The following is a 12,586-nucleotide window of genomic DNA, read 5'->3' as shown; positions in this document are numbered from 1 at the left end:
GTTTTTAATATGAAATTTCACAAAGAAGGTATCCCATCACTCATTATCACACTCATTGTTTGTGGGGTAATTAATTTTCTGACACATTATTTTTGTGGAGCTTATGCGATTGTCCTTTGGTTGGGATATGCCCTATCTGCTTTTCTATTAATTACAATTTTACAATTTTTCAGAAATCCAAAGCGCACCATCACCATCAACGACAACAACATTGTTGCACCAGCTGACGGAAAAGTGGTGGTGATTGAGGAAGTAGTGGAAACCGAATACTTCAATGACAAACGTCTACAGATTTCGATTTTTATGTCACCCATCAATGTGCATATCAATCGTTATCCGATTAACGGTATTGTAAAATACTCAAAATATCATCCGGGATTATTTTTGGTTGCGTGGCATCCGAAATCATCCACTGACAATGAGCGGACAACCATTGTGGTAAAACATAAAAACGGACAAGAAATCCTATTCCGTCAAATTGCCGGAGCAATGGCAAGAAGAATTGTAAATTATTCCAAAGAAAACGATACCGCAGCTCAAGGAAGCGAATTCGGCTTCATCAAGTTCGGCTCCAGAGTCGATTTGTTCTTACCGCTAACTGTAAAAGTAAAAGTGAGTTTAGAGCAAAAGGTTACCGGACCCGAGACGGTGATTGCTACATTTGAATAAGGTTATTGATCACTATTTTCGAACAAGATTGCTTTGTAAAGTGCAGAAATATGACTTTTAACAGGAATTAACATTTTCAAATGTTAAATTTTACGGCATTTCAACTATTTTAATTAATTTTAGGGTACAATAATCGAAACAACTACTAAAACCATAACCAAATGAAAAAATTATTTTTATTATTAGCATTCACAGGAATTGTTGGTGCTGCATCTGCTACAACTTTAGTAGCTACTAAAGCAACTGTTGTAACTGTTAAAGGTGACGACAAAAAAGGCGATGACAAAAAGAAAAAAGAAGAAAAAGCATGTTGCAAAAAAGAAGGTAGTGCAAAAGCTTGTTCTGGAGAAAAAACAGAAGCGAAAGCTTGTTCTGGAGAAAAAACAGAAGGTAAATCTTGCTGCAAATCAAAAGGAACAGCAACTGCTGCAACTACTACAACAACTACAACTGCAACAAAAACTGAAAAATAGTTTTTTTCACTTCATAAAAAAATCCCCTTCGATTATTTCGGAGGGGATTTTTTTTTTTACAATATTCCAATCAATTCTTTTAAGCCTTTTATTTCGTGTGTTATCTCTTCGGAATGTTTATGTTCATCAGGATTAAAATACACCTGGTTTATTCCCACATTTTTTGCACCTAAAATATCGGCCTCTAAACTATCGCCAATCATGATACTAGTATCAGGGTTCGCTTTGGTTTCTTTCAACGAAAAATGAAACATCCGCTCATCAGGTTTTTTAAAACCTGAGCGTTCAGAAGTTATTATATCTTTAAAATAATGATCTATTTTGGAATTCTTCAGTTTCAGGTGCTGAACTTCTTCAAAACCATTTGTAATGATATGCAATGTATATTTCCCGTTGAGATATTCCAATACTTCTATTGCATCGGGGAAAAGATTGGTTTTATAAGGAGCACTGTTTACATAATCGTTTCCGATGGCAGTAGCCAATTCGAAATCATCAATATCAAACTTCTTTAATGCTTGATGAAAACGATCGTAGCGCAATGTTTCTTTAGAGATGGTATTTTTGCGATAGGCTTCCCATAACGTTTCGTTGATTGCGAAATACTCTGTCATGAAATGATCAAATGAGGTTACACCTTTATCAATCAGCTGATACTTTGATGTGATTTCTGAAAGTGCTTCATTCGAATTGGTATTAAAGTCCCAAAGCGTATGATCCAAATCAAAGAATATAGTATCGTATGGCATCAAAGAGAGGTTTGTATAAAAATGCACCTGCAACAGCCCAAAAAACAACTGCTACACACAAGGTAGATATAATCTTTATTTTATGATCGAAATAACGAACCGCTAAAAAACAACCCAGAGGAATTGGAATCAAAAATGGAACGATTAGTGAAAACCCGAACAATCCGAATTTCCGTTTCACGCCAATAATCACTCTATTGGTTCGTGTAAACTTTTTCTTATGAGGAAGATTTGGATTTGTTTTTCTTTTAATTGCAGCTCTTTTTTTGAAAAAGGCCAGTAATTTATCACTTGCAAACACAAAAACAGTAACACCGGTACATCCACCTGCAGCTGTCACGATAATACTTTCCCAATGCGAAAAATTAAAACCTAACGCCATTGGCACTCCTCCGAAAAAGAACTTTACTGTACTCAATAAAAAAACAGAAACAATTTCCCACCAGGAGTCCATAACACGATCTATTAAATTTTCACACCAAAAGACAAATCACCTGCATCGCCCAATCCGGGAACGATATACGATTGTGCCGTCAATTCTTCATCCACCGCTCCTACCCACAATGTAACGTTTGCAGGCAAATGTTTTTTTACATATTCCAATCCTTCTGTACTCGCAATGACTGAAACAATATGCGTATGAAACGGAACTCCTCTTTTTAATAAGGCCTGATATGCCAACACCATGGATGAACCTGAAGCTAACATGGGATCACAAAGAATTAATGTTTTTGCATTCAAATCAGGCGAAGCCATGTATTCTACTTGAATATCAAAGCTCCCATCTTTATGATGTTTACGATAGGCTGAAATAAACGCATTTTCACCTTTATCAAAATAGTTTAAAATACCAATATGCAATGGTAATCCTGCACGCAAAATTGTTGCAATCACAGGCTGTTCTTTCAGCACCGATACATTTGCGATACCAAGTGGCGTTGTGAATTCTTGTACTTCGTAATTTAATGTTTTGCTAATTTCATATGCCATAATCTCACCCATACGCTCCATATTTCTACGAAAACGCATACTATCGCCTTGCACGTTTACATCACGTATTTCTGAAATAAACTGATTAAAAACAGAATTGTTTGCTCCAATGATATGTACCATCACCTATTTTTTTAAAGATTTAACCCATTTTACCAACGCGGGTAAATTGTTGCGTTTCACCTGCAAATATACGCAATCTTTCGCTCCGAAATTTTTGTAAAAACGTGCCACATTCTCTACGGAAGAGCCACCAAAATCAAGCTGATACTTTTTACCCGAGTTTTCCTTGATGAAGTAGTCGAAAAGCAAATGCATTGCCCCTTTTGCCTTGCCATCGTCTGTCACCCCACTTTTCAAAAATGTAAATCGATTGTTCGAAAACATAAAAAAGGCTGCTGCACACAACTTATCTCCATCATAAATGGCAATCGATTGTCCTTTTTTGAGGTCATTGCACATATCCATCAACTGAATCAAGGTTCTATAGTCTTGCGGACTAAAAACCTCCAATTCGTTTCCTTTTGTTGTTTTGAATAATTGTACAATTTTTTCAGGTGCGATATCCGGGCGAATTTTCAAACCGGCTTTTATTGCTTTTTTGATGTTTCGTTTGGCATTGTCAGAATACTCTTTAAACAAAATTTCGTGCTTCACATTTAAATCCAACAACTGATATTTCTTTTCGTTGAGCTCAAATGCTTTGGATGAAATTGTTTGGCCTTCCTGCAAACAAAACTCCATGTACTTAAACTTTTCAGGAATTGCTTCAACAAATTCAGAAATCAGTTTTGCACTTATTTTTGTTTCGAAAACACACCAAAATAACGTGTAAAAAAAGGTTGATACACATAGTTGATTTTATATTTCGATTTTGAAGCAATCGGAAAAACAGCCTCATAATCGTTTAAAACCAAGGCAGACCAATCTTCGGAGACAACATCCAAATACCAGGAATAAACAAAAACAGAAGAATTACCAGCATTGCTAATACATTCGTCCCACTTTTTTTTATTTATCTTTTTATGCTCTAAATACTGAATCATTTATTTTCCAAAGATATTGGTATAGGTCGTGAAATTATTTTTTCTTTATTTCTAATTACAAATTCTTCGATTTTTTGAATCGAATAGCGCGACAATGCTTTGGGGTGACCTATGATGACCATGTGTTCACATTTTTTCTTGGACAAGCCACCTAACGCTTTTTGAAGAAGACTTGAATTATATCCATCCACCGAAACCGGATTGTTTGTAAACTTTGTCAATAATTTTTTTCTGTATCCGGGTGCAGGCATTGCCTGGCCATCGCCCAAAGGTTTGTGCAGGAATGGATTTTTTCTGCCCAACAAAAATAACATCCAGAAAAAGAGCGGTGAATTTTTAATCGGACTGATAGGCAGCTCGGTAAAAAAACCATTTTTATCTTCAACAACCACATCGTTTTCAAACCGGTAAATATCTTTTTCCGGAGCATTTCTGAAATCATAGGCATATTGCTTGGAACTGAAATAACCGTTGCGGAAAACACTACTATCCAATGTTATTTTATTCTCTTTAAACACCTTGGAAAGCATAGTGAAAGGTTGCAGACACCAACCGCCAGCTCGAAAAGCAAATATATTTTTATTTGTTAAATCAACAAGCACTTTTTTATAACGAACAACAATGTCTGCAATCTCTACATCACTAAAATCAGCTAGTTTATAACGTTTTACATCAATCACCCAACGTTTTCCATCAAAATAACTATCCTCCCAGTGGGGATGAATGTGCAATTGAATATCATGCCCGGTATTTGACAAATACTTTACCTGTTCAGTAATTGCTTTATAATCTTTTTCAAGGACAGGAAACTTTTCACGATACTCGTTTAACTTCAGAATAAAGCCACAATCAACAAAAAAGTTAAACCGTACATTGTGTTTTTCAGCTATTCGAATTAATTCAGAGGTAGGATAAATGATACACTTCTCTACCGTACCATGGTTTTCACCAAAGTAAATTTCATAGTCGAGTGTCAAGTAAATATTCATTTAGTTTCCATACGGAGTGTACATTGTCACTCCTTTTTCGTTATAATTCTTAATCATCACCTCCAGCATTTTATTCGCATCAATTAGCATACTGTTTGCCTCACCAATTTTTTCGTTTACTAACACATTCTCCTTTTCAAACATTGGTTTCAATGCATCACAATTTCTTTTTGCCGAATAATCAGGGTTGTGCACTTTTGTTTTCATCTGAGATGTTTTCCCTTGCATATCCACCATGTCGACCTCAAATATTTTTCCATCATATACCGGGAATCTAAATTCCACAGCATCTTCCAAGGTATGAAGATTGGTGCATGCGCCATTTAAAGTGGTTCCTAACATTAATATTTTTCCATTCTTACTGCATAACTTTCTGAAAGGAGAATGTTCATTGTAAGGAGTTAATTGTCCGAAATGAGAATTCGTATAAAATTCAGCCAAAGGGCCTTTTGCGCACACCGCATCTGTTGGATGAAAACTGCGATAGACACCGTCCAATTTTCTAAAATATTCGGTAACTGCTCCCATCTGAGAAGGGGTATTGTTGATATCAAAAAAAGGATGTTCTTCCAGATGTGTTTTGTTGCGACCGATTGCCGGGAAAGAAGGAAATAAAATTGTGCCTTCTTTACCTACAACATCAAACAGTGCATCCACAATTGTTTTGGGCCCTCCTTCAACAAAACCAATCTTACTCAAGCTACTGTGTACCAAAACAGAATCATTTTTTTTGATTCCAATTTTTATAAGATCAGCAACCAACCTTTGCTTAGAAATAACATTTCCTCCTTGCTTCTGCAGTTCCAATTCTTTCCTGCGCTGATTTTTCTTCAACTGTTTTGCCCATTCAAGAACAAATTCGGGAGCATATTTAAGAGCTAATTTTTTAAGCATGTATTACTTTTCGACAGCGTACTGCACCATTTTTTCAAAAACACTTCTCCAACCAATCCAAATTTTTCGATCATTCAATGTATCATTATGCCATAAACTCATAAATACACCATCCACCTTTTTTACTTCATCAATCAATGGTTTAATTTTATTCATCGCTTCCTCCGGACTCACTTTCATGCTATACTTCAATGTTCCTTCCATAATTGCAAAAGGATGAATTTTCAGTTTTGTTTCCATCTCTGTATCCAAATCATAAAAATTGAACGCAGTGCAGATACTTGCTCTGAAACCCACCTGGGAAGCAAATCCCATGGTATAGTCATCGGTAATATCCAAATCAATTAAATTACGATAGGTTTCCGGAAGTGTAAGTTTCAAAAAGTGTTGCCGACTTTGTGTGATATCCCGATGCAATACTTTCGACAAACGCTCTACTTCCTTTTTCAACTGAAGTGTACTTTTATTGGAACCATATGATGGATGAATTCCAATTTGAGCATAATCGCCCAACATCTTTATAAGTGACTGAAAACGTTTACTTTCAATTGGTAAGTTTTTATCATTCACACCATAATCGCCCAACAAGAAAAAATAAATTGTTTTCAATTTATATTTCTTAATCGTTTCCAATTGAAATTCATAGGTATCATAAGGATCTTTATCTAATCCGAACAACACACGTGTACGTTCCGTTATTTCTTTAAAATCTAATTTCGAAATGGATTTTAAATATCCGCCAACGCTTCGGGTGAAACCTTTTTCACGATAAGCATACGCATTATCGATATCAATAGTCGAAACAAACTCATAGTTCTTTTTAGGAAAAACTAGATGAGGATATTTTTTTTGCAATAATTCACGCAGCCAAATAATCCAGGTATTCACGATCGGCTTATGTAGAAATCCATTTGTAAATGCAAGACTATCTTTGGCGTCAAAGCGATCGTGTTCATCCCGAATGTGTGGGAGATATTCTTCATAGCGACTCACTAGATAAAAACTGGCAGCAAATACATCAAAAGGAAGCGAAGAAGCTTTACCCGTTGCAAAAAAAACTTTGCTTTCGTTGTAATCAAACACAGAAATATTCTGTTCATTTATTCCTGTTTCAAACAACAAATTACGGGAAGTAAAAAACAATTCATCCGCAACAGGATTATTGGTATAACTTAACTTGGCACCCTCAGCTGCCTTAAATTGTTCGATATCTGTGGTAAGCACAAAATCGATACCCAATGTATCTTTAAAAAAAAGATTAAAGATATATTTATTACGATGCGTAATTTTATGTGTATAGACCAGTAGCATTTTAGTGGATGTTCTTTACAATTTCTCCGCAGATAAATTCAGCGGCATTTCCATCTCCAAACAAATCCGGAAATTTTAATCTTTTTGTCTTTTTAAACTTTTCATACGCTTTTACTATCTCCTTTTCATTTGCATCGGCAATGATGGCAGATCCTGAACGCACCAATTCAATCCATTCCGTTTCAGAACGCAAAATCACACACGGTTTTTTGAAGAAGTAGGCTTCTTTTTGAACGCCACCGGAATCTGTCATGATTAATCGTGCATTTTTTTCCAATGCAATCATTTCAAGATACGAAACAGGCGAAACAATCTTTATATATTCACTAGTTTTTATCGTGCTATAAAGTTCGGGGGATAGATTCTGTGCTAACAACTTTGCAGTACGTGGATGCAAAGGCAGCATCATTTTAATCTTATCATCAACTGCAATCTTATTAATTGCACGAAATAAAGCATTTAATCGTTCCGGTTCATCCGTATTGTTATTGCGATGAATGGTCACAAGAATATACTTCCCTTCTTCCAGCTGATTATCTTTTAGAATCGTACTTTTTGGGTGAGTTAACGAAGAAAAAAACAACGCATTATCGAACATCACATCACCACAATGATAAATTCTAGGATTATTAAACGTGTATGGTCCGGTATTTTTCTTTTTAAAACCTTCTTTTACCAAATTATCAAAACCGGCTTTTGTTGGTGAAAACAAAAGCGTAGATATGCGGTCGCAAATAATTCGATTAATTTCTTCCGGCATTGATTTATTAAACGACCGTAATCCAGCTTCGATGTGGATAATTGGAACTTGAATTTTTGATGCAGCTACAGCCCCTGCTAAAGTCGAATTGGTATCCCCATAAAGAACAATGCAATTGGGCTTTTCTTTCAAGAGAATCTCCTCAATGCCTTCAATCATCAAGGCTGTTTGTTTTCCATGAGTTCCAGAGCCTGCATTCAAATTGTAGTTCGGATGAGGAATATCGAGTTCATCAAAAAAAATCTGTGACATATTATCATCGTAATGCTGACCTGTATGCACAATTATTTCCTCAATTTTAGTTGAGAATTTATTTTTTATGACTCTGCTCAATGCTGCCGCTTTTATAATTTGCGGTCTTGCACCAATTATTGTTAATAGCTTAATCATTTTCAACAATCAATATTATTAGTCCCATCCGGAAGCAAGTACATCACAAAGGTGCATCATCTTCATATTTTTTCCTGCTTTTTTAGCATAACCATCTATGTGCATCAAACAGGAAACATCTGTAGAAATTAAATACTCAGCACCGGTTTGCAATGCATTTTCTAATTTTTGATCTCCCATTCCCACCGCAATTGGTTCAAATTTCACGGAGAAGCTTCCTCCAAATCCACAGCAGGTTTCAGAATCTTTCATTTCTCTCAATTCCAAACCTCTCACTTTTTCAAGTAAAACACGTGGTTCACGTTTAATACCATACTCACGCAATGCTGCACAGGAATCATGATAGGTAGCAACCCCATTGAGTGTTGCACCCAAATCCGTAATCTTCAATACGTTCACCATGAAATCGGAAAACTCAAAAATATTTTTTTGAATTTGTTTGTATTCATTATGAAGAACAGAATTGTGAAACATTTCGGGATAATAATTTTTTATCATTCCTACACACGAGGCAGAAGGACAAACAATGTATCTGTCGTTTTGAAACCCACGAATAAACTTTTCCCCAACCTCTTTACAGTCATCCCAATATCCCGCATTAAAAGCGGGTTGTCCACAGCATGTTTGTTCAGGATTATAGTTCACACCACAACCTACTTTTTCTAAAATTTTCACCATATTCAATCCTGTATCAGGATAAATTTGATCAATAAAACAAGGAATAAAAATATCTACAATCATATACGAATTAAGAATCTAAGCGAATTTACGAATTACAAATTTTACGAATCATTGTGGGTTCAATATTATTCATCAGCTGCTTCAACGGTTTTACTTTTAGGAATGGTTAACATTACCAGAAAACCAATAACAAAAAACACGATCAAAACTAACACAGAATTTCTCATCCCACCGGTGATACCTTCAATTAATCCAAATGAAAATGTTCCGATAACAATTCCGGCTTTTTCCAACACATCAAAAAAGCTAAAGTAACTGGCATGGTCTTCTGTAGGCGGCAACAATTTTGAATACGTAGAACGCGACAGAGACTGAGTTCCTCCCATTACCAAACCAACACATACTGCAGTAATGTAAAAATGCATCGGCTCTGTTACAAACAGAAACACACCCACACATACCAATGCCCAGAAGAAAATGGCCACACCCAATGCTTTTATGTTTCCAATTTTTGAGGATACGAAAGAAAAAAGAAATGATCCTGCCATCCCTAAAAATTGAATTAATAGTATACTAATGATTAAACTCGTGCTTTTTGTTTTTTCATCCGGCCAGTTAATTTCTTTTGCTGCAAACAACACAGCCATATACATCACTGTTTGAACTCCCATATTATAAAAAAAGTAAGAAGATAAAAAACGCTTGATACGCGTAATGTGTTTTAATTCATTCCATACTTTTGAAATCTCTCTGAAGCCTTTTGAAAAAGGATTACCTTCTGATTTCTTATGTTCTGAAGAGCCTGAAGGAAGTCTTCTCAGCGTAATTTGAGCAAATCCGAACCACCAGATACTTACAGTGATGAATGCCAAACGAACTGCTTCGCCTTTGGTTTCAAATCCGAAAGCTTCAAACTTTGTAATCATCACTAAATTTAAGATCAGCAACAAGGAGCTTCCAAAATAACCCAATGCAAATCCTCGCGCACTCACTTTATCCTGATTTTCAACAGAAGCAATTTCCGGCAGATAGGCATTATAAAAAACAAGACTTCCCCAATACCCGACAGTAGCAATAAGAAATGGTAGCATACTTGAGACAATGCTGTCTTTGTCGAAAAAGTAAAGGCCTGCACATGAGAAAGAACCCATGATACAGAAAAAACGAAGAAATTTCTTTTTGCTATCCGAATAATCTGCAATACCGGAAAGAATGGGAGCGGTAAAACAAACGATGATTAGGGAGAGTGAAACGATGTAAGAATAAAACTCAGAATTTTTTAATTGAAATCCCATTACGTTTACCATATCGTTTAGCACAACACCGGCATCATCCCGAGTAGTTGTTTGTGCTTCGTAAAACGTTGGAAAAATGGCTGTATTAATCACTAACGGAAATGATGAATTCGCCCAGTCATAGAACGTCCATGCGCGAATTGTTTTTTTATCATCTTTTTTGAGTTTGCTCATTCAGTTTAGAATTATGTGAATACTACTCTTTTAATATGGTGACTTCCACTCTTCTGTTCTTGGCTTTATACTCTTCAGAATCATTTGGGGCAACAGGTTGTGATGAACCCATCCCTTTAAAGATCATTTGATTGGTGACTCCTTTTCCTTTTAAATAATCGTATACCGCTTTAGCACGTTCTTTCGATAATTGTTTTTCAGCAGCATCATCTCCAAACTTATCCATATGTCCATTAATTTGGATACTTGTAGAAGGCTTTTCAATCAATGCTTTCGCCAATTCATCCAATGCTTTATCAGAGGAACTCATCAATTTAGAAGTACCTTTTTCGAAATACAAATTCTTTATTTCAAATGTTTTACCGGCATGAAAAGCATGCGGCAACCAATTCACACTTCCTCCTTCAGTATCATATTTTGGAGAATCGTCTTCCGGATTTTTTTTACGGAGCGATAAATCATCGATGTAATAATACGCTTCTTGAAAGGCAAACAAACTCCACTTGTTTTTTTTCACAAAGTCATCCTTCATTTTTGTCCGAAAGTTCCCAATGATCATATATTTTTCATTTCCGGTGGCTGTATAGTCGCCCTGAATTAAAATCCAATTGAGTGTGCCGGCAATTCCTTTGTTGTAAGTTGTATCCACCAATCCTTCTTCCTTAAACTCCATCCCGATTCTGAATTCTTCCGGTGAAAAAAATGCACCGAGCTGTTTCACTGTCACGGTAACATTTTCTGCTTCCAAAATTCGGATGTACATTTTAAACTCATAAACCTCTCCTTTCTCCAACGTCTCCAGCAATTTTACATGCATGTACTCTTTATAATCCGCTTGAAAGCGCAAACCGGCATAACTTGTTCCTGTGCGAGCACCTTTGTACTGCGAAACATCGCGCTTATCAGGTTTCATGTGATAATCAACTGTACCAACACCTTTCCAGGGGATAGCTGCTTTGATATCGCTTCCTTTGCTTTTGCGTTCTTCGAAACTAGGATTTGGAATGAGATTTTTGCCTTGTTTTGCTTGAGAAAAAACAGAAACAGAAAACAACAACACCGCTAAAAACAAAAATGTTTTTATGCAAACGGATATATTATTTTTTGTTTGTTGAGACATGCTTTTTTAGAATCTGAATTCTTTAATTGTATCGACAAAACATTTTACTTTATCTTTCTCTAAGTCCGGATACAAACCATGACCCAAATTGGCAATATGACGATGAGGACCAAATGCTTTTAACATTTTTTGTGCTTCTGATTTAATTGTTGCATAATCCGAATACAGCATGCATGGATCCATGTTCCCTTGTAACGTTTTGTTATCACCAATTAATAAACGAGATTCGGCTATATTCATTGTCCAATCCAATCCAATTGTATCACAGCTTAATTGTCCCATCTGCTTACGAGCAAAATGTGCATCTTTTGCAAAAACTGTAAATGGTACATCTTTGATTGCATCACAAATTTGTGCGATGTATTTCAAAGCAAATTCATTGTATTGTTCTGGAGATAATACGCCTGCCCAACTGTCAAAAAGTTGTAACATATCTGCACCGGCAACAACCTGAGCTTTTAAGTAATTAATCGTACTGTCCGTAATTTTTTGTAGCAATTGGTGGGCAACTTCAGGTTGGGTATACAAGAACTTCTTGGCTTTTGAAAACGTTTTGCTACCACTTCCTTCAATCATATATGCAAAGATGGTCCAGGGTGCTCCCGCAAATCCAATTAAGGGAACTCTTCCATTAAGTTCTTTCTTTGTCAACGAAATTGCATCCAAAACATATTGTAAATCTCCATTGAGCAATACGCACCTGTGCAACATCTGCTGCCGATTTTATCGTTTTTTCGAACCAAGGCCCTTTTGCTTCAATCATTTGGTAAGGCAAGCCCATTGCTTCAGGAATTACAAGAATATCCGAAAAGATGATTGCTGCATCCACGCCTAATATATCCACCGGTTGAATTGTCACTTCGCATGCAAATTCTGGTGTTTCAACCAATTCTTTAAAGCCACCCATTTTGGCGCGCACTTCTCTGTATTCTGGCAAAACTCTTCCAGCCTGACGCATTAACCACACAGGTGTTCTTTCTACCTTTTCGCCTCTTGCAGCTCTTAATATCAAATCATTTTTAATTTCCATATTGTAAATTTACGC

The 12,586-nt window shown here is 36.1% G+C and carries 14 protein-coding genes and 1 pseudogene; 2 read left to right on the top strand and 13 right to left on the bottom strand.

Annotation, left to right across the window (positions count from 1 at the left end; all coding sequences use genetic code 11):
* Positions 1-9 precede the first annotated feature (9 nt).
* Entirely contained in the window at positions 10-669 is a 660-nt protein-coding gene (locus IPP64_13510) for a phosphatidylserine decarboxylase family protein (protein ID MBL0330403.1), read from the top strand.
* 161 nt (positions 670-830) lie between these two features.
* Positions 831-1,142 (top strand): hypothetical protein, encoded by a 312-nt coding sequence (locus tag IPP64_13505; GenBank protein MBL0330402.1) that lies wholly within the window; start codon positions 831-833, stop codon positions 1,140-1,142.
* A gap of 56 nt (positions 1,143-1,198) precedes the next feature.
* Here IPP64_13505 and IPP64_13500 read toward each other — a convergent pair whose 3' ends face one another.
* The 13 genes and pseudogenes from IPP64_13500 to hemE form a co-directional block, all read right to left on the bottom strand.
* Positions 1,199-1,891 (bottom strand): noncanonical pyrimidine nucleotidase, YjjG family, encoded by a 693-nt coding sequence (locus IPP64_13500; protein MBL0330401.1) that lies wholly within the window; start codon positions 1,889-1,891, stop codon positions 1,199-1,201.
* Positions 1,866-2,345, bottom strand: coding sequence for a hypothetical protein (locus IPP64_13495; GenBank protein ID MBL0330400.1), 480 nt, complete (start codon positions 2,343-2,345; stop codon positions 1,866-1,868). Before IPP64_13495 ends, IPP64_13500 begins: the two co-directional genes overlap by 26 nt.
* 11 nt (positions 2,346-2,356) lie before the next feature.
* Positions 2,357-3,004, bottom strand: coding sequence for a uracil phosphoribosyltransferase (gene upp / locus IPP64_13490; GenBank protein MBL0330399.1), 648 nt, complete (start codon positions 3,002-3,004; stop codon positions 2,357-2,359).
* A gap of 3 nt (positions 3,005-3,007) precedes the next feature.
* Positions 3,008-3,625, bottom strand: a complete 618-nt coding sequence (locus IPP64_13485) for a GNAT family N-acetyltransferase (GenBank protein MBL0330398.1) — start codon at positions 3,623-3,625, stop codon at positions 3,008-3,010.
* A 53-nt stretch (positions 3,626-3,678) separates the two neighbouring features.
* Entirely contained in the window at positions 3,679-3,927 is a 249-nt protein-coding gene (locus IPP64_13480) for a hypothetical protein (protein ID MBL0330397.1), read from the bottom strand.
* Positions 3,924-4,916 carry a hypothetical protein gene (locus IPP64_13475; protein MBL0330396.1) on the bottom strand — a complete coding sequence of 331 codons (993 nt, stop codon included), beginning with the start codon at positions 4,914-4,916 and terminating at the stop codon, positions 3,924-3,926. Before IPP64_13475 ends, IPP64_13480 begins: the two co-directional genes overlap by 4 nt.
* Entirely contained in the window at positions 4,917-5,810 is an 894-nt protein-coding gene (locus tag IPP64_13470) for an AAC(3) family N-acetyltransferase (GenBank protein ID MBL0330395.1), read from the bottom strand.
* Positions 5,811-5,813: 3 nt separating this feature from the next.
* Entirely contained in the window at positions 5,814-7,121 is a 1,308-nt protein-coding gene (locus tag IPP64_13465; GenBank protein ID MBL0330394.1) for a polysaccharide deacetylase family protein, read from the bottom strand.
* A 1-nt stretch (position 7,122) separates the two neighbouring features.
* Positions 7,123-8,268, bottom strand: coding sequence for a UDP-N-acetylglucosamine 2-epimerase (non-hydrolyzing) (wecB, locus tag IPP64_13460; GenBank protein ID MBL0330393.1), 1,146 nt, complete (start codon positions 8,266-8,268; stop codon positions 7,123-7,125).
* A gap of 21 nt (positions 8,269-8,289) precedes the next feature.
* Positions 8,290-9,012 carry a (Fe-S)-binding protein gene (locus IPP64_13455; GenBank protein ID MBL0330392.1) on the bottom strand — a complete coding sequence of 241 codons (723 nt, stop codon included), beginning with the start codon at positions 9,010-9,012 and terminating at the stop codon, positions 8,290-8,292.
* Between the two features lie 65 nt (positions 9,013-9,077).
* The gene (locus tag IPP64_13450; GenBank protein MBL0330391.1) at positions 9,078-10,421 is read right to left on the bottom strand and encodes an MFS transporter; all 1,344 of its coding nucleotides are present in this window, start codon (positions 10,419-10,421) and stop codon (positions 9,078-9,080) included.
* Between the two features lie 22 nt (positions 10,422-10,443).
* Positions 10,444-11,541 (bottom strand): OmpA family protein, encoded by a 1,098-nt coding sequence (locus IPP64_13445; protein ID MBL0330390.1) that lies wholly within the window; start codon positions 11,539-11,541, stop codon positions 10,444-10,446.
* A 6-nt stretch (positions 11,542-11,547) separates the two neighbouring features.
* Positions 11,548-12,571, bottom strand: a pseudogene (gene hemE, locus IPP64_13440) (uroporphyrinogen decarboxylase).
* Positions 12,572-12,586: the final 15 nt, after the last annotated feature.

The organism is Bacteroidota bacterium (genome assembly GCA_016722565.1).
Taxonomy (GTDB): Bacteria; Bacteroidota; Bacteroidia; order 2-12-FULL-35-15; family 2-12-FULL-35-15; genus 2-12-FULL-35-15.
The sequence above is the reverse complement of the archived record's forward strand: the minus strand, read 5'-3'. Positions and strand labels throughout refer to the sequence as shown.